At 65.2% G+C, this 18898-nt stretch carries 14 protein-coding genes and 1 pseudogene; 14 read left to right on the top strand and 1 reads right to left on the bottom strand.

Translation table 11 applies throughout. From position 1 onward, the window contains the following. The 14 genes and pseudogenes from WAW85_RS16820 to WAW85_RS16885 all read left to right on the top strand — a co-directional run. Nucleotides 1-225: pseudogene (locus WAW85_RS16820) on the top strand (hypothetical protein); the annotation flags it as partial. After that, complete coding sequence (locus WAW85_RS16825) at nt 222-1715, top strand: SCO6880 family protein (RefSeq protein WP_422560727.1); 1494 nt, start codon at nt 222-224, stop codon at nt 1713-1715. The pseudogene WAW85_RS16820 and the gene WAW85_RS16825, both read left to right, overlap by 4 nt. Nucleotides 1716-1762: 47 nt before the next feature. Next, a complete protein-coding gene (locus tag WAW85_RS16830; protein ID WP_422560728.1) occupies nt 1763-2785 on the top strand; it encodes a hypothetical protein in 1023 nt (340 codons plus the stop codon). Beyond that, nucleotides 2786-4636, top strand: coding sequence for a hypothetical protein (locus tag WAW85_RS16835; protein ID WP_422560729.1), 1851 nt, complete (start codon nt 2786-2788; stop codon nt 4634-4636). Beyond that, complete coding sequence (locus WAW85_RS16840; RefSeq protein ID WP_422560730.1) at nt 4633-4914, top strand: hypothetical protein; 282 nt, start codon at nt 4633-4635, stop codon at nt 4912-4914. The genes WAW85_RS16835 and WAW85_RS16840 overlap by 4 nt, the downstream gene beginning before the upstream one ends. Then, nucleotides 4914-6599: a peptidoglycan DD-metalloendopeptidase family protein gene (locus tag WAW85_RS16845; protein WP_422560731.1), complete on the top strand. Its 1686-nt coding sequence runs from the start codon at nt 4914-4916 to the stop codon at nt 6597-6599. Before WAW85_RS16840 ends, WAW85_RS16845 begins: the two co-directional genes overlap by 1 nt. Beyond that, the gene (locus WAW85_RS16850) at nt 6596-7162 is read left to right on the top strand and encodes a hypothetical protein (protein ID WP_422560732.1); all 567 of its coding nucleotides are present in this window, start codon (nt 6596-6598) and stop codon (nt 7160-7162) included. The genes WAW85_RS16845 and WAW85_RS16850 overlap by 4 nt, the downstream gene beginning before the upstream one ends. Continuing rightward, nucleotides 7162-7827 (top strand): hypothetical protein, encoded by a 666-nt coding sequence (locus WAW85_RS16855; RefSeq protein WP_422560733.1) that lies wholly within the window; start codon nt 7162-7164, stop codon nt 7825-7827. The genes WAW85_RS16850 and WAW85_RS16855 overlap by 1 nt, the downstream gene beginning before the upstream one ends. Before the next feature lie 65 nt (nt 7828-7892). Beyond that, complete coding sequence (locus WAW85_RS16860; RefSeq protein ID WP_422560734.1) at nt 7893-9692, top strand: type IV secretory system conjugative DNA transfer family protein; 1800 nt, start codon at nt 7893-7895, stop codon at nt 9690-9692. Then, the gene (locus WAW85_RS16865; RefSeq protein WP_422560735.1) at nt 9689-10150 is read left to right on the top strand and encodes a DUF4913 domain-containing protein; all 462 of its coding nucleotides are present in this window, start codon (nt 9689-9691) and stop codon (nt 10148-10150) included. Before WAW85_RS16860 ends, WAW85_RS16865 begins: the two co-directional genes overlap by 4 nt. Then, on the top strand, nt 10143-10835 hold the full coding sequence (locus WAW85_RS16870; protein ID WP_422560736.1) for a hypothetical protein: 693 nt from the start codon (nt 10143-10145) through the stop codon (nt 10833-10835). The genes WAW85_RS16865 and WAW85_RS16870 overlap by 8 nt, the downstream gene beginning before the upstream one ends. 20 nt (nt 10836-10855) lie before the next feature. Further along, nucleotides 10856-11536 carry a hypothetical protein gene (locus tag WAW85_RS16875; RefSeq protein WP_422560737.1) on the top strand — a complete coding sequence of 227 codons (681 nt, stop codon included), beginning with the start codon at nt 10856-10858 and terminating at the stop codon, nt 11534-11536. Nucleotides 11537-11815: 279 nt separating this feature from the next. Next, nucleotides 11816-12472 carry a hypothetical protein gene (locus WAW85_RS16880; RefSeq protein WP_422560738.1) on the top strand — a complete coding sequence of 219 codons (657 nt, stop codon included), beginning with the start codon at nt 11816-11818 and terminating at the stop codon, nt 12470-12472. Nucleotides 12473-12615: 143 nt separating this feature from the next. Continuing rightward, on the top strand, nt 12616-18183 hold the full coding sequence (locus WAW85_RS16885; protein ID WP_422560739.1) for a helicase-related protein: 5568 nt from the start codon (nt 12616-12618) through the stop codon (nt 18181-18183). A gap of 443 nt (nt 18184-18626) precedes the next feature. Here WAW85_RS16885 and WAW85_RS16890 read toward each other — a convergent pair. Beyond that, on the bottom strand, nt 18627-18898 hold a 272-nt coding region (locus WAW85_RS16890; protein WP_422560740.1), incomplete at its 5' end, for a hypothetical protein.

An 18898-nucleotide genomic window follows, 5' to 3' on the forward strand; every position in this document is an offset into this window, starting at 1 on the left:
GCTGCTGGTGCCTCGGGTGCGGCCACTGCGGCGGGCCCGGTTGGCGCTGCGGTCGCGGGTGGAGCACAGATGGCGGGCGCAGCTAAGCGGGCTGGCGAAGGAGAGGCCGGTGGCGGAGCAGGGGCACCACCACCGAATCCGACAGGGAATGCCGCCCCAGCCGCGGCCTCCACGCGCGTCCCGGCTCTGGCCAGCGGTACCGGTGAGCATCGGATGGCGGGATGAGCGAGAAGACTAAGGACGAGCGTCTGCTCTACAGCGGGTTCACGAAACCGCGCGCGGACGGATGGGGCGGGCTGACGTCATCGGCGACGTATGGCGTTCTCGGTGCCGCGGCCGTCATCATGACTCTGACGTTGCTGCCGTTCATTCCCACCCTGATCAAGGGCGTCATCATCGTTTCGGTGGTTCTCGCCATGATTCCGCTGGTGGTCTCGTTTCGGGGCCGGAGCGGCTGGGAAGTGATGCTGGCCAGCCGGGGCCGTGCTTCCCAGCGGCGATCGAAGGAACATCTGGGAAGGTCAGGACCGGGCACAGCGGTCGAGGTCGGCACACCGCTTCCGGCGATTATGGCCGACTCGGAGATCACCGAGCATGGCGAAGCGCACCGGCGGTTCGGGCTTGTGCGAGTCAAGCCCGCCGATCACTACACGATCGTCTTCCGGGTCTGGCCGCAGGGCCGGGAATGGGTTGACCAAAGTCAGGTGAATGAGTGGGTGTCTTTGTACGGTCACCTGATTGCCCAGATCGGCGGCTCACCCGACGTCGTGGGTATCACCACCACGGTAGAGACGCTCCCGGAGTCGGGACAGCGGGTCGCCCAGGAGTTCATGCGGCAGATCGTGAACGAGCAGGCACCTCAGATCGTTCGGGACGTGATGTGGGAAGCCATCTTTGAAGTGCCCAGCACCGAAGTGAGGCCCGAGGCGCGCATTGCCGTCACCTTTGCCGCCAACAGTGGGCTCCGGCGTCGTGACACCGTTGAGCAGGCCGCTGACATTGCTCGCCGGCTACCGCGGATGATCGACCTCATCGAGCAGGCCGGCCTGCCGTGTCGGCCGATGACTCAACGTGAGCTGATCGCCATCACTCGGCGAGCGATGTCCCCGTCGGATGAGCTGGCGGTGGAGAAGGCGATGCTCAGCGGGGAACCTCTGGGACTTGACTGGCGGGACGTCGGCGCGACGTCCACGAGTGATCATCATGCGTACTTCGCGCACGATTCGGCGAGATCGGTGTCTTGGATGCTGAGGGACGTGTCTAAGGCGCCCGTGGACTCCAGAGTCCTGGACGAGCTCCTCGCCCCACGAGTCGACGTGCCGCGTAAACGGGTCACGTTCATCTACCGGCCTCACACTCCGGCCGAAGCCACCTCGATCGTCGACGAGGATCTGAACTTTGCCGAACGGGCGTTGACCACGGGCAGGAAGCGTGCAAGCGAGCACGCCCAAGTTCGGTTGCGTTCAGCTATGCAGGCTCGGCAGGAGCAGGCACTCGGGGCGGGAATCACCCGGTTCACGATTCTGACCACCGTGACCGTTCCCGCAGATGGAGACCTGGCGAAGGCCGAGTCGATGATGCGGGACTTGCATACCGCCTCGCGCCTGAGCATGAGCGTGGCGCACGATCAGCAATCCGTCGCCTTCCTCGCAGGCTTGGGCATCGGCCTGGTGCTACCTGCTCATACCACTATTTCTGAGCGTCTGGCCGCCTGATCGGCGTCCCGTCTGCGTTCCACCACCGATCGAAAAGAGGACTCCCCGTGAAAGTGAAAGCCCGTCGAGCACCGCAGCGAAAGAACACGCTGCAACTGCCCTCGATCTGCAGAGCGCTCTCGATCAGCAACCAGGAGAGTTCCGGCGGGCAACGGTTCGCGGTGATTTCTGACGGCCAGTTCCACACCGTCATCCTGAGGTGCGCCCTGGACGGTCGGGCCCCCGCTGGACAGATCTCTGCGCAATGGGTGCAATTCTGGGACGATCGGATCGGCGTCGACGACGCCAATGCGGATCTGGTCGCGATCACCACGGTGCTCGATTTCGTACCCGCCAGCGTCGACGATTTCGCCCGCTGGTGCGACAGCTACCTGTACGCCGCGGACTCTGGCCCACTATCGCCAGTGGGTTTGGTATCACTGACCTTCCGTATGCGCAGCGGCCGCGAAGCCGATGACGCCGCCGCCGTGGTCCTCGGCGTTCGACTCCCGGCGATCATGCGGTCCCTCCAGCAGGCAGGTCTGCCCCTGGTACCGCTGGTCCGCAGCGACGTAGTCGCGCACCTCGCAAGCGTCTACGCGCCGCGCTCGCGTGACACCGCCGACGAATGGGCCGATCTGGTTCCGGATCGCACAGAAGAGACCCGGCACTACGTCATGCACCCTGACCATTCCAAAACGGTGAGCTGGGTGTTCTCGTCCCGGATACTGGCAGACCAAGAGCGCAGTGCGATAGAGGCGATGGGTAGCCCGCGTCTGTATCGCCGGCGGCTGGCCATGGCTTACCGCCGCACACGCGAAGGTGAACGAAGCGTTTTGCAGCGCCAGATCATGGCGATGAGTGCGGTGATTCCGTCCGGTCACGAGCCCCACACCGGCGAGCTGATGGGCGAAAACACCGACAACGAGCAGCCAGTAGCCGTTCGTCTGGCGATGCGCAGGGCATACGACCGTCAGGGCGAGCTGATGGCGCTGACAAGCGGTGTGGGCGTGGTGCTCCCAGAGCATGCCGAGATCGGTGAGCACCCCGTCCTCGCTGATGGTCTTTCCCGCGCATTGGAGGCGAGCTGAATGACGAACGTTGTCGACCGGCGGGACAGCATCGAGCGCAGTGCCCCGGCACTAATCCTCGACACCGACTCGGCTGCGGCGCCCTCTGCGGCGGGCACGAAAGAACCGAAGAAGGCCGTCGAACCGAAAAGGGAGAAGACACACAAACCGCCGCTGTCTGAGCGTGATCGCGCTCTGCTGGAGAACCAGCACCGCGGTGGCGGCTGGCGTGGCCTGTGGGCCCGGTTGCAGCTCAACGCCGACAACAACCGTCGTGAGCGTGTCCGCCTCCAGGAATCCGAGTCAGACGAGATCCACTTCGATAGTCCGCAGCTGGAGCTGACCGAGACCGGGTTCGTTGGGCCGGGTGGTGGTCGCGTATCGACGATCCGCCGCGTTCCAGAGTTCCGCGGGTCCACCGCCCAAGTGCCGGGTCTGTTTCCGTTCACGATCGGCGCGAACTCCTCGGTGATCGGCACACCTGTTGGCATCCACCAGGAGACCGGTCAGCAAGTCGGGTACGACTGCATGTCTTGGCACAAAGCCGGGTGGCTCAGCGCGCCCTCGGATTTCATTTTGGCGCTCAACGGATACGGCAAGTCGACCCTGGTGCGGCGCATGGTGTTCGGCGACGTCGCGCACGGAGTCACCCCCATCATGCTGGGCGATATCCGACCTGACTACAGCGACCAGGTCCGTCTGCTCGGCGGGCAAGTAATCGACTTGGGCTTCGGGTACGGGAAGATCAACCCGCTTTCGGTGGGCTCCCTCGGGTCGGTCCTGAGCCGTCTGCCGGGTTCTGCTCGCGCTGCGGCCGAGTTGGAGATCCAGTCCCGCCAGATGCAGATCACCGCGGCGCTACTAGAGATGATCCGCCGCGAACCGGTGAAGGACTTCGAGGAAACGCTCATCACCGCCGGCCTGCGAGTCCTCGGGGACAGGCCGCCGCACGTCGGGCCTCCCCTGCTGGAGGACCTGCTGCAAGTGCTCACCGACGGCCCGGAAGACATGGTCCGCGCTTCGGGGGCGATCGAGGGCCGGGGCGAGCCGTTCGGCCCTCGCGCCACCGAGCAGTACTACGACCTGACGCTGCGGCTTCGACAGACCCTCACAGCGATCATCGACGGGCCCTTCGGGTCGATCTTCAACGCACAGTCGTCCGAACCGCTCGACATCACCTCCGGCCGGCCGATCTGCATCGATCTGTCCCGTGTTCCTGAGGGCAACGAGGTGCTGCGCGCGGCCGCGCTGATGACCTGCTGGTCGGAGGGATTCGCCGCGATTAAGTCCGCGCATTTGCTGGCCGACGAGGGCCTGGAACCCAAGCGGTTGTTCCACGCAATCATGGACGAGCTGGCGCGCGTGCTGGCCACTGGCGGCGGCATCGTCGATCGCGTCGACGAGCTGACCCGAATCCAGCGTGGTATCGGCACCGGGACGACGATGATCTCCCACACGCTCAAAGACCTCGCGGCGTTCGATTCGATCGCCGACCGCAATAAGGCGCTGGGGTTCTTTGAGCGTGCACGCGCGAAGATCATCGGCCCCGTGCCGCCCGATGAGATTCCGCTGCTACGCGGCTACATCGCGGTGAATGACAGGACCGCGCGCCAGGTGAATAGCTGGTCGTCGTCGGCCAACCCTCACGATGACCCCGTTGCACCGGAATTGGCCCCCGGCCAGGACCCGCGTCGCAATCCTGTCGAGCGGCAGCGGCAGATCCCCCACGGCACCGGAAAGTTCGTGCTGTTCGCCGGCGAGAGCGGCGAGAACTCGGCGATCCCGTTCCATGTCGAGGTCACCAGCACCGAACGCAAGACCGGGGTGCACAACACCAACCGCCGGTTCGATGTCGAGGAGCAGCGCGCATGACGCCGCGGTCCTATCAGCGATCGACAGCGGAGCAGCGAGCCGAGGCTGTGTCATTGGTCAAAGGAATGATGGCCAAACCGCAGTCGATGTCTCGGGCCAGGGCAGCGGCCATCGTCGGCCGGGCGATGGGCTTTTCTCGGTCGGCAGTGATCGGCTGGTGCGAGGACGCGGGCTTGATCGCGGCCGAAGAGTCGCCGGAAGTGCGGGCGCTGAAAGTTGAGCTGGAGGCCAGCCGCTCGGTGGCTCTGCGCCTGTCGAAGGTCCTCGGAGAAGCCTGATGCACAAGGGACTGGGCGCTGTGGTGATGTTGGCAATCGGATTCCTCCTGGTGCCGATCATCATGCTTGGGGCAGTCGTCGGCGGCGGCGATGACGACAACAGCTGTCTCGCTCCGGGCGCCGCGGTGTCCCAGGACTCGACGTCCAGCGTCGTCACCAGCGACGAAGGCACCGTCCAGCCTCTGGAGAAGGGGAAGTGGGAGTACAGCGATCACTTCGGCACCCGGGGCGGTCGCCACCAGGGCGTCGACATGGCGGCGCCTTCAGGCACCCCGATCTATGCCTACGCGCCCGGCGCCGTCGTCGCCGCTGGTCCAGCCGACGGATTCGGTCATTGGATCGTCATCGACCACAACCTGAGCGGCAAGCTCACCTCCTCGGTGTACGGCCATATGTACGCCGACGGGGTCCTGGTCAAGGCGGGCGATCAGGTAAAGGCAGGCCAGCTCATCGGGAAAGTCGGTTCCGATGGGGGATCGACCGGCCCACATCTGCACTTTGAAATATGGCCCGGGGGGAGGCTCTCTGGTGGAAGCCCGATCGACCCTGAACCGCTTGTCGCCAAAGCCCCCGACCCGCGCACACCCGGAGGCGACGGTGCCCCCCAGGCGGCCGGGGAACCGGTCGCAGCACAGCCCGATCCTGCTGAGCCGGGGACCGCGCAGCCCGAAGACGGGGCACCGGCTCCAAACGACGCCGAGCTACCCACGATGCCCAAGCGCATGGGGTCTGAAGAGCACTGGCAGATCGACACCATCCGTGTTGCCCGAGCGATCGCCCTCAAGTTCCCGCAGATCCAGACCATCGGCGGTTGGCGCCCGTACGACGCCTATCCAGATCATCCAAGCGGCCGCGCCGCCGACGTGATGATCCCCAACTACTCCTCGGCCGAAGGCAAGAAGCTCGGCGACGACATCAACGCCTACGTTCTGGCGCACAAGAAGTACTTCCAGATCGAGTACACCATCTGGCGCCAGTACTATCACCCCGCCAACGGCCCGGGGAACCTGATGCCGGACCGCTTCTCCGACACCCAGAATCACTTCGACCATGTGCACATCACGACCATCGGCCACGGTATGCCCAAACCCGGTCAGACTTTCGGGCACGCACCCAGCGGCGGTGCAAGCGCGCCGTCAGTGGTCGACTGTGTCATTCCTGACCAGCACGGCGGCGAAGACAACCTCGGAAGGGGCAAGGTTCCGGCGGCGTTCGAACCATGGATTCGCAAGGCCGGGGCCTTGTGCCCTCAGATCGGCTCGGCATTGCTTGCCGCGCAACTGGAGCAAGAATCCAGGTTCCAGACGGGCGCGGTGAGCGGCAGCGGCGCACAGGGCCCAGCCCAGTTCATGCCCGGTACGTGGCCGAGCTGGGGCAAAGACGACGACGGGAACGGCAAGGTCAGCCCCTACGACGTCGGCGACGCGGTCATGGCCCAAGGACGGTACATGTGCGCGATCGCCAAGAACGTCGATGCGGCGGTGGATTCCGGCCGAGTCAAGACGGACTATCCCGGCGGCAGGAAGGCGCTGTATCTGGCTGGATACAACGCCGGCGAGGGTGCAGTGATCGGCGCGGGAGGAATGCCTTCCGGCGGTGACTATTCGGCCCAAACCCGACCGTACGCCGACAAGATCCTCTCCCGTGAAAAGCACTTCCAGTCGGAAATGAAGGAGGCTTCATGAAACACCCACACACCCACATCCACCGCACGCTGCTCGCCGTACTCGCCCTGCTCGCTATCGGACTGTCGGCAGCGTGCGGCTCCCCTGACGAGGGGCTCAGCGGGCACGACGACCACACCGGCGTGCCTGGACCTGAGACCGTCACGCCCGAGCAGGTCAGCGAACGCTGGCTGAGCACGGTGTACAGCTGGCGGCCGGTCACCGATTCCTCACCCACTGACGCACTCGTACGTGGCCGGGACCTGGCCACCGGCGTGCTGGCCGAGCCAAACCCACCGCGGGTGTCCCTGGCCAATCCGGCGTGGCCACAGTGGGACTCTTGGCGGGCCGGCAAAGACATCATCACCGCCAGGGTCTCCGCTGTCAGCACCCAGCCGATCGGTTCTCACACGGCGCAGGTTTCGGCCCTCGTCGAACAGACCGTTCTGCACACCGACGGCGAATCGACTCCACTACAAACGCTCGAAGTGACCGTGACCGTGCTGCAACTGGAGTCCGGCCTGTGGCGCGTCAGCGATTACCGCTCAGTCCCTGCAACACCCGATGAAGAAGGAGAACACTAATGGCCGAGATCACCGGTGACGACGAAGTGGAGCAGGAGTTTTCACAACTGTTCTCACGCGCCAAGAACGCTGCCCGGCAGGCGCGATACCGCCGTGCGCAAGCTGCGGCCCGCTCCCGGCGCAGCCGGGAGCGGCTGCGCCAGCAGTCTCCCAGACACACCCAGGGCCGCGACGGGTCGAGCTACCAGGAATCTGTCGCTCGGCTCGCGGCCGCGCTCGAAATGCAGCGGCAGGTCACCAGCAATGGCGCAGATACGCACGCCGCTACCCAACAGCGCGCAGCCGAGGCGACTGCCCAAGCGCACGTCGACGCTTGGACTGAACGGGTCAGCGCCCATGGCGTTCCGCCGGCAGCGGTGGCATCGGTGGTCGCCGCTGAGCAAGCGGGCGCCGCTGCCGACTTCACGCGCACCGAGCAGCAACTGGCCGAGCATGAGACCGGGGCCGCCGGGCACCTGGAAGAGCTGGCCGACCAGTACACGCGCGACAATCTCGACTCCGTGGACAGCTGGCGCGACGGCCGTGAGCCGTCGGTGGGTGAACTGCTCGCCGACGCTTCGGTCGCCGATACGAACGGGGCGGCGACAGCTGCACTCGACGGGGCACAGCAGACACCGCCTGCGCTGAGCTTGGTCCCTGAGCGCGGAAGTGAGGTTGAGCTGTGAGCCGCGCACAGGCACGGAAGGGCCGCCAGCCAACCTCGAACGTAGGGCCAATCCTGTTCTTCTGTGTGATCGGACTGTTGCTGGTCGTCTGGCTCGCCTGGGTCATCGGATCGGCTGTCGTCGGCAAAACCGGTCACATCGACGGCCCTCCTACCGGGTTGCTAGGTCTGGTGACGGGCGAGAACGAGTGGCCGTGGTCGGCATGGATTGCGCTGATTCTGCTGGTCGCCGCGCTAGCAACTGGTGGGTGGAAACTGTGGCAGCACGGCCCCTGGACGTCCACCTCCGACACGGTGATCAAAGAGAAGACGTCGGTGCTGGCCAGCGCCAAGGAGACCTCGGGGATCACCCTGGCCGACGCACGCAGAAGCACGCAGCGCCTGTGGCCCGACGCTGATCTGGACGATGAGGATCAGTGTGGCATGCGTGTGGGGATGATGATGGATCGCCGCAACCCGGTCGTCATCCCGTGGGAGTGGGTGGCGACGGTGCTGGCCGGGCCACGCTCTGGTAAGACGCTGGCCTTTGCGATCCCGCAGGTGCTGCGGGCGCCGGGAGCGTGCGTAGCCACCTCGAACAAGCCCGACCTGTGGGCGGCGACCGCGTTGGCGCGCTCCGACCACGGAACCGCCTGGCTCTCGGACCTGCAGCGAATCTCCACCCGGCCCGGCCAGGACTGGTGGTGGAACCCTTTGCGCGGCGTGGACAGCCAGGCCGGGGCACTGCGGGTGGCGTCCTACTTTGTGTCGGCCTCGCGGGAGGACAACCAGCGCACCGACGCCTACTTCGACGGGGGAGCGCAAGCGCTGCTCGCGTTGATGATGCTCGCCGCGGCCGTCTCGGGCGGCGACCTGTGGCACGTGTACGGCTGGCTCGCCGAACCCGAGCGTGAGCTTCCTTCCGAGCTGCTGATCACAGCCGGGGAGCCAATGGCTGCCGAACGTCTGCGGACCGCTCGCGCACTCAACCCGCGCCAGCGTGACGGCCTTTACGACATGGCCCGCCGATTCATCTCGGTCTTGGAAGAACCGGTCTACGCCTGCTCGGTGCTGCCGCCCGAGCGCCATTCCTACGGCGACTCCGACAGCACCATCGGCCGAGTCCCGCGACCCAAACCGTGCGTGGGCCCGGAGTTCATCGCTGACGAGTTCGTGCTCAGCACCGACACCCTGTACGCGCTGAGCATGGAAGGCCCCGACGCGGCCACTCCACTGACGACTGCCCTGATCGGGACCGTCTTCGACTCGGCAGTCAAGTGCGCACGCAGCTACGGCGGACGACTACCCACCCCGATGGTCGCCGTCCTCGACGAGGCCGCCAACGTCTGCAAACTCAAGGATCTACCCAGCTGGTACAGCCACTTCGGTTCCCAGGGGATCTGCGTCTGGACGTTCATCCAGTCGCTGCCTCAGGCGATCGACGTTTGGGGAGAAACCGGGACCGACAAACTCATTTCGGCGTCGAACCTGCACATTTACGCCGGCGGAGCCCTGGACCTTGGCCGATCGACCTACCTGGCCGATCTGTCTCGGATGATCGGCGTTCACGATGTCGCGCGCTGGAACAAAAGCGTCAACGAAGGTTCGTCCTTGTTCAGCCACCACGGCGCCCAGCAGTCCTGGAGCACCGAATCGGTGTTCACCGCCGACGAACTGGCCGCACTCAATAGCACCCTGGCGATCGCAATCACGAGCGGCAACTCTCCGATCTTGCTCCGCAAGGAGTGGGTGACTGATGAGGATCACCCACTGCACGAGACGGTGCAACGGTCTAAGGCCGACGTACGGCTGGATCGGCTCGTACCCTCGCCGGCACAGCGAGAGGTCCTCGCCACTGCCACCCCCGAACGGAAGGCTCTGTCATGACCTCATTCGATGTCGAGGATGACGAACTGATCGACGACGAAACCGACGAACCCGTCGAGCCCCGCTTCGACAACGTCGGCCAATGGGTCGAGGAATGGTTCATGCACGTCGTTGCCGGTAAGTACAGCGCCCGGGAGTCGCCCGGGCAGCGGACGTGGTGTCCACAATGGTGGGCCCACCCGGCGGTCGTGGTTCCGCTGAGCGCCGCCCACCAGGCGTGGGAGGAAGCCCGGGCCAGCGAGGACCGGGCGGCGATGTCGGCGTGGTGGGTTCATCACGGCTACCCACATATTCGGTGGCTCACCGACTCCACCGCCGGACCGATGTACCGGTGCGCAAAAAGCGGTGCCCACCTAATCGACGGCTACTCCCACAGCAAAGACCAGCCTCTGGACTGCATTCCCGCCCCGGCGGGCTGGTTCGACGACCCAGAAAGTCAGGAGCGCGTCCATGGATAACCAGTCCGATCAACAGCCGACGCAAGCGGTAGCGACGCCGCCCGCCGCACCTACCAGGGCGCTGGCATACTCCGACGTCGCGCCCGAGAACGGCAACTACTACGCGACCACTGATGACTGGACCGACCACGACGAGCAGGTGCACGCCGAGCTGCTTGAGAGTAGCGACACACACGTTGAGGCTCCGGTGCAGCCGGAAACCGACGATGCTCGCCCCTTCAACACCGCCGGTCTACCGGCCGATAGCCGAACTGCCGTGGTACGTCCGGCCTCATACGCCGGGGCGGTAGTGGTCTCCACCGTGGTGGCTGTGATGTTGTCGTGGCTGCTGACAATCGTGGCCAGGGGGATTCTGCACCAGATCCCGGCAAGCTATTGGGCACAGCGGTCGATGGAGACGCCGACGATCTCGGTACCGCTCTGGATCGGCTTGGCCGCGGCCGCGAACCTCGCTGCAGCGGCAATCTTGCTGGGCCTGCTCGCCGGGCACATCGCGCCGGCGCACCGCTGGTTCGGGTGGCTCGGCGGGCTACTGACGGCGATGGCGGTGGCCGTCACCGTCCAACCCGGCGGGCCGTGGCAAGACGTCGTTGCTCCAGCAGTGGCGATCGCCATCACCGGTCTGGCCATCACTCGCTGGACCATCGCCTACGGCGCAGCCACAACCACCTCCACCGACTTCTAAGCAGAAAGAAGAACTCCATCATGGCCACGAAACGCCGCCGCAGCACCGACACCAATGCCCAGTGGGAGGCCGTCGAGAACGCGGTCCGCCCTGCCCTGCCCGCACTGACCGCTATGGACAACTACCGCGACTTGTACGCGTGGGCGGTCGAGAACGGCTTCAACACCAAGACGCTGTTCCCGAAACTCAAGCGGACCTGGCGCAAGTACGACATCGACTACGAAGAGATGCGTGAGGCCGGTCGCCAGACAGCGGCCGCTGAGCTAGCCGCGGCCGCCGACGGCGCACCACTGGTGGTGCTGTGGTGTTACGCCGACCCCGAACACGACGTGTACGCAGTATGCGGCGGACCCGAAGGCGAGCATGCCTGGTATGGCGAGTTCCACCAGGACTCGCGATACTACGAGACCGAGCAGACACAGCTCGACGCCGATTTCGATGCCGCCGACAAGGCGATCTATCTCGCCGGCCGCGTGGGTGAACACCTGCAGGTGCCGGTCGTCCGGCTGCAGCTGCGCACCTTCAACCACGAACTGGACCCGTCGCGGCTAACCCGCACGGCCCTGCACAACAAGGTCGCCCTCACCGTGGAAGTCATCGACAACGCCAACCCGGCCACCGACTGGGCCATGGCACCGGGCTTCGCCAGCTGGCGAGACATCAACCTCGACCAGCTCGTGACAGCCGACGTCGCCGCCTAACCCACCCGTTTAGTGCTCTGCCGGGGCGGCAACCCCGGCAGAGCCACGGCCAGAAGCATCCTCTGCGCCGCAGATCACACGATAGGACCCGGCACCGGCAGCGGTGCCGGGTGGTCTGCACCCTGCGAGAGGAACCACCCATGGCCCGAAAGTCCAGCACCCCCGACCCGAACCAGTTCGAGCTGTTCCTCGTCGAAGGTAACGATGTCGTTATCAACGAGGAGGCCGCCCGCGCCAACCCGGACAATAGAGCTACGACCGAAAGAGGGAAGAGTACCGATGATGGAACTGTTGTCACCGCAGGAACCGATCCAAGCGATCGTGGAGCGAGTGTGGGCGACCGCGATCGGCTGGCCTCCCGAATGGACGACCGAGCAACAGCAGGCGTACGTGGCCAGCGAGACGTCGCGGATCGAGACGCTGATCGACGAGGCAATGCCGGGGCAGGGGCCGTTGTTGACCGAGCACCAGCGGACGCACGGCACCAGCCCGGACTATCTGACCACGGTGCAGATGATCAACCAGTCTCGAGCGCAGGTGACCGAGATGATCCTCGCCCAAGAGCTCTACTCGCAGATACCCGACGGCCCCGACCTGATCGAAACCGATCCGATCGTGCTGGCCGAGCAGCAGAAGATGCTGGACGCGCAACTGATCGCCCAGCATCGCAGCGACCCGCAGCGGTGGATGAAGCTGTTGCACAGCAACGAGCCGACGCCGCAGATCGCCGAACTGACCCAACGGCTGTGGGGCGATCAGAGCACGCACCTGAAGGTGCTGGCCGAACGGCTGATGCAAGCACGCTCGGAGGACGGCCAAGCGTTGCCGACCTCACCGACCGACCCGCTGTTTCAGGAGTTTACGAGCCTGCTCGACCAGGCGCTGATCAGCAAGGGCCGGCAGCACGACACGTACCGGCCACCGACACAGACGTAACCCTGTTCCAGGTCGGCGCCGACGACACTTCGGCGCCGATCGACCCGCGCAGTGTCGATCCCGGTGCGCACCCGCTGCCCGCTCAGCCTGCCGCCAATGCCGATCCCAGTGGTTTGCCGTTGCCGTGGCGGCCCGCTGAACCGGTGCTGCCGCCCTCGGGCACCAAGGCGCGGGTGCGCGCCAACATCGCCGCGTTACGTGTCGTCGACGCTCTCGACCGCGAAAACCGGTACGCCACAGCCAACGATCAGCAGGTGCTCGCCCAATGGTCAGGGTGGGGAGCGGCACCGGAGGTGTTTGACCCGCGTAAAGAATCGTTCGCCGTCGAGCGCGCCGAGCTGCGCGACCTGCTCAGCGACCGGCAGTGGGCCATGGCCCGTCGCAACACGCTCAACGCTCACTACACCGACCCGGGCGTGGCCCAGGCCATGTGGGGCGCGTTGACCCGCGCGGGATTCTCTGGTGGGCGCGTCCTGGAACCCGGCTGCGGTAGCGGCACGTTCATCGCCGCCGCACCGCAGGACGCCCAGATGATCGGCGTCGAACTCGACGAGAGCACCGCACGGATCGCCGCCGCGCTGCATCCGACCGCGCAGATCCGTAACGAAGGATTCCAGCAGACCAAGTTCCGCGAGAACGAGATCGCCGCGGCGATCGGCAACGTCCCGTTCGGCGACTTCCGGCTGATTGACCGCGTCCACAACCAGGGCCAGCACTCGATCCACAATCACTTCATCATCAAATCGCTGGCGATGACCGCGCCCGGCGGGTACGCGGCGCTGGTGACGTCCCGGTGGACGATGGACGCCACCGATGACCGCGCTCGCCGTGAAATGCTCGCCCTGGGCGAGTTCCTCGGCGCGGTCCGGCTGCCCTCCAAAGCGTTCCAGCGGGTCGCCGGCACCGAGGTCGTCACCGACATTCTGATGTTCCGCCGGCGCGACCGCGACACTGAACCGCAGCCGCTGCACGAACCTCTCTACGCCGACTTCCTGCACTCGACGTCAGCGCAGATCGCCGACCGCGACGGGATCGCCACCACGATCCCGATGAGCCGCTACTTCCATGACCACCCCGAGAATGTTCTCGGGACGTTGCGTCTCGGTCAAGGCATCCACGGATCGACCCAACTTGTCGTCGACGGCGCCACCGACTCGGCGGCGATCACCGATCACGTCACTGCCCGCCTGGACCGGATCGTCGACGCAGCACTCGATCGGGGGCTGGGACTAACCGCCGGATGGAGCCAAGCCGCCGAACACAGCGATTTCGAGCAAGGACTCCTGGCCGCCGAATCCGAAGGCCACTCGGCCCACCCGATCGGAATGCTCCGCGCGGACCGGCGCACCGACCTCATCGAACGGTGGGACGGCAAGGACTGGACCACGCTGAGCCTGCCGCCCAAACGGGCGACTGAATGGGCGGCGCTCCTGCACATGCGTGACTTGGCCTCGGCGCTCATCGACGCGCAACGCGGCCGGCAGCCGGAATCGGAAAGGATCGGGCTGCGCTCTCAACTCAACGACGCCTACGACACCTATTTGGGCACCTACGGTGCGATCAACCGCTACCGGGTGCGAATGCCCCGCGCCTTCACCCAAGCCCAGCACGACAAAGCGCTAGAACTGTCCCTGCGGGAGTGGCGCACCAGCCAGCACCTACCGTCAACTGCCGTCGTCCCCGACCCCGTGCGTAGCGAACTCGACGAGGCCGCATGGATCAACCCCGCCGAGCCGACCAAGAGCTACCCGCACATGGGCAAGGAACTCCGGGCCGATCCGACGTTCGCACTCGTGCGGGCACTGGAATCGTTCAACGAAGACACCGGAAAACCCACCAAGGGAGCCATCTTCCATACCGATGTGGTCAGCCAAGTCACCACTGAGCGAGTCGTGGAAACACTCGAGGACGCCGTGGCCGCCACCCTCGATGAAGGCGCAACGGTCAGCGTCGACCGGATCGGGGAACTACTCAGCCTCGACCGCGCGGCCGTAGAAGAGCAGCTGCCCGGCCATGCCTTCCGCGCCCCCGAAGACCCCGAAGTGTGGATCGCTGCACCCCGATACTTGTCGGGGAACGTGCGCCAGAAACTGCGCGACGTGGACGAGCTGGCGGCCACAGATCCGCGGTACCGGCCGAATGTAACAGCTCTGCGCAAAGTCCAACCTGAATCGCTGCCCGCCTCAGCGATCACCGTCAATCCCGGTGTGCTGTGGATACCGGAGTCGGACTATGCCCAGTTCATCCGCGAGACCTTCCAGATCCCGCCCAACACCAATGTGCGCGCCGAATACGTATCCGGACAGTGGTCAATCGAGGTTTCCGGGCCGTGGTCCCAGCGCAAAGCTGACCTGGACTGGGGCGTGGTGCCCAAAGCGTCCCACAACTCGACGGTCTTCAACTTCGAGCACCCGCACGCCGAAGAACGCGGGTGTTCCTTCGCCGGCATGCGGCGCTCATCGGTCTCTGACGGCCACAACTACGGAGCTATCGAGGCCCTCCAAGACCTGATGAACGCGCGGACCCCGGCTATCAGCGCCAGCAAGGAGTACCGCGACGCCAGCGGACGGGACAACCACGACGCCGCCACCCGGATGGCGTCCTCACGTACCCGCCGACTCAGCGACGCGTTCCAGCAGTGGGCGCTAGAGAGCGACCTCGAACGTAGCGACCGGCTGGTCGCGATCTACAACGAGAAGTTCAACTCGCATGTGGCACCCCGCTACGACGGGTCGAAAAAGACATTCCCCGGCCTGGGGAAGCAGTTCAAGCCGTTCTCGTACCAGCGTGACGCTGTTGCCCGAATCTGCTCAGAACCGACGGTGTTGCTCGATCACGTCGTCGGCGCAGGTAAGACCGGAACAATGCTCATGGGCGCGATGGAGCTGCGCCGGCTCGGGCTGGTCTCCAAACCGTGGATCGTGGTGCCGAACCATCTCGTCGAGCAGGTCAACCGTGAAGCCCGGCAGTGGTACCCGACGGCCAAAGTGCTTTCCGGAGGGTTCGCCGTCGACGAGACGAACAAGGAAGAGGCCCGGCGCCTCCTGATCGCCCAGTCGGCTTCCCAGGACTGGGACCTGGTGATCGTGCCAATGAGCGTCTTCCGGCGCGTCCCGGTCTCCCAGGAAACCCAGGCCGCATTTATCCGCGACAAACTCGACGAACTTGAACGGGCAGCCAGCGCCGACGTATCGAACATGAACTCGGTCAAAGAGATCGAGAAGGCCAAGGAACGGTTAGAGACCCGCCTCGAATCTGTTCTGACCAAGGTCGGGGACCGGGGTCTGACCTTCGAAGCCTCCGGCTGCGACTACCTGTTCATCGACGAGGCACACAACTTCAAGAACCTCGTACGGGTGTCGGACATCGCCGAACTGTCCTGCGGCGGCTCCGACCAGGCCCTCAACATGCAGATGGTGCTGGAGTACCTGCGCGGCATGCGGCGCGAACAAGCCCAGCTCGCCGGCGTCGTCGACGCCGCCTACGTCGAACGCGTGGCGACCATGGCGACCGGAACACCGGTCAGCAACTCACTGTCTGAGGCATGGGTTATGCAAACCTATCTAGCCCCCGAACATCTCGAACACAGCGGCGTGACCGACCTGACCGCGTGGGGCAAAGCCTTCACCAGCAGCGTCACCCGCGTCGAGGTCGACTCATCGGGCACCAAACTCGTCGCCCGCCAGCGCGTCGCCGAGTTCCAGAACGTCGGCGACCTGGTGGCCATTTCGTCGATGTTCACCGACAGCGTGCACCGCGACCAGGTGCAGAAGAACGTCCGGCTCCCCGACAAGATCGACGTCGTCACCAACTGGGTGCCCAGCGTGGACGTCCAAGACTTCATCGCCGACCTGGGATACCGGGCCAGCCACCCACCCACCGATCCGCGGATCGACAATTCGTTGAAGATCGCCAACGACGGACGCATGGTGTCCCTGTCGGCGGTCACCGCACACCTTGACCGGGAAACCGACCCGCAGACGCGGCGAGCCTGGCAGGTCGCGTCCCGCGTGATGGAAATCCACGGCGAGTTCGCCGACCACACATACCTCACCCGAGACCAGGAGCCCTCACCGGTCACCGGCGGCCTGCAAATCCTGTTCTGCGACCGGTCTACCCCCAAAGGCGACGGTTCGTACTCGATGTACGACGACATCCGCGATGAGCTGATCGCCCAAGGGATGCCGCGTGAACAGATCGCCTACATTCACGACTACGCCAAAGACCACCAGAAGAATGCGCTGTGGGAACGCTGCCGCAACGGCGGTGTCTCGGTGCTGATCGGCAGCACCGAGAAGATGGGCACCGGGATGAATGTGCAGGACCGGGCCACCGCCGTGCACCACGTCGACGTACCGTGGCGGCCCTCAGACCTAGAACAGCGCCTCGGCCGGGTGCTGCGGCAGGGCAACCAGAACGATCACGTCTACGAGCTGAAATACGCGGCGGAAAAGACCTATGACACCGTCATGTGGCAGGCCCAAGAAACTAAGGCCACCTTCATCGAGCAGCTGGCGAAAGCCGACCGCTCTCTCCGCAAAATGCCCGACCTCAGTGCGGGGGAGTCCCACGCCGACGCCGCGGCCGCGTTGAAGGCGATCGCCACCGGTGACAACCGTTACCGTCGGCAAGTGGAACTGTCTTCGACCGTCGCCGAGCTCCAAGCCGAAGCCGACAGCCACTTCGCCAAACAACGCAGCGCCGAACGCGATACGAAGAACTTGGCCTACCTGATTCCGTCCCAGGCAGAAGCGCTCGCGAAGATCAAAGACGCGGTCGAGCCGTTGCAGAAGTGGGCGAGCGCTGGCGAAGGCGAGTTCACCATGACGATCGCCGGAACCGAGTACCGCGACAAGGCGACTGCGGCGCACGCCCTCGTCGAGGAAATGCGGCGCGCAGCGGTCGTCCTCGACAGACAGGGAGGCAGCAAGTACCTGCCGATCGCCTCGGTCGGCGGCTACGAGATCCAGGCGTCGCGCCCCTTCATCTCCGGGTCGCTCGACATCGAGTTCACCATGCTCCCCATCGACGGGCGGGCGCTGTCGTTGACCGATCTACAGCAGCGCAGCCTGACCGCGGACCGCTCCGACCGGGGCGAACGCGCCTACCGAGGCGGCTACCTCACCCGGATTCAGAACATGGCGCTAGAGGCTCCCCAGGCCGCAGCCAAGGCACAATGGCGGCTGGACCAGTCCATCGAACGTCAGCAGGAATTGGAGACATCGGTACTCGGCGCGTACCCCCGTGCAGAGGAACTTGCGGCCCTACAAACCGAACTCGACCAGCTGGTTTCGGAAATGAAAGAAGCCAGCAACTCACCCGAAGCGATCGCCGCCGAAGAAGCCCGGGCCGAGCGCCTCGCAATCAACGGGCGCGACTCAGGGTGGTCTTTCATGCTCAATGCCACCCCGGCACTGGTTGAGGAACTAGGGATGGAGTCCGCAGACCACGTCCGCGACATGATGCTCACCCGTCGGCGTGAAGCGCGGCGAGCCGCTGGCCTCACCGACCTAGTCGCACCCGCTGAGCAAGTTCAGGAAATACAGGAGGATCGGGCGGCACACCTGGACCTACTCAACGACGCACAAGGACCACAAACCGGTTCCACACCGACCACTAGCCTCAGTGACCCGCCGGCAGTTATCGATGACACCACCGCGAACCTGGATCAGGGCTTCGAGCCACCAGAGGCCGAAGGCTGGGCGTACTAGCCTGAGCCAGGGGCGCGCGGCGGCACACCGCCAGTGCGCCCTGGACAGGAACGGTGAAGTACCGATCGATGAAGCACCGAGCGATGAAGCTCCGAGCGGTGGAGTACGCAGCGGCGCAGCGCGCAGCGCAGACCCCAGGGTCCGATGCGATCGCCCGGCCCTCCTCCGCGTACGACGCTTACCTTCGGTCGCTAACTAAGCATGTGAGTTCTCGGGAATTGGCCAGAATATTGCAGCAGGCTCAGGAGTCGCTCAAGGCAAACCCCGATCTGATAATCGGCGGCCAATCCGTCGATCCGAACACCCTAGACGCCATCCGCAAGTCCATCACAAATCAAGGTCTCTGGAACGAGCGTCGGGGGAGAGACAGTGAGTTTGACTCGCCCCCCGATGACGAGTCAGATTCCGACGACGACGGCCTTAGCCCTCTGGGTGTTAGCTGATCAGAGGCCGACATCAGGACCACGGTTGTGGTCTAGATCGTGATGGTGGTCAGCGGTAGCGGACGGCCGTTTGTGGTGCATCGGGTTGCGGACGGCCGTCGACACAGACTCCTGGTCAGCGCGAATGGCCTCCTCGATGATGCGGCGGTCGGGGTCTAGTTGGTCGCGGCGATCGACCTCGGCGAGTGCCCGGTCGAGTTTTGCGTGCGCATCGGCCAGTCTGGTCTGGTCGGCGGCGCGGGTGTCGGCGGCGCGGGTGTCGGCGGCGCGGG

This window comes from Gordonia sp. (in: high G+C Gram-positive bacteria) (assembly GCF_049299075.1).
GTDB lineage: Bacteria > Actinomycetota > Actinomycetes > Mycobacteriales > Mycobacteriaceae > Gordonia.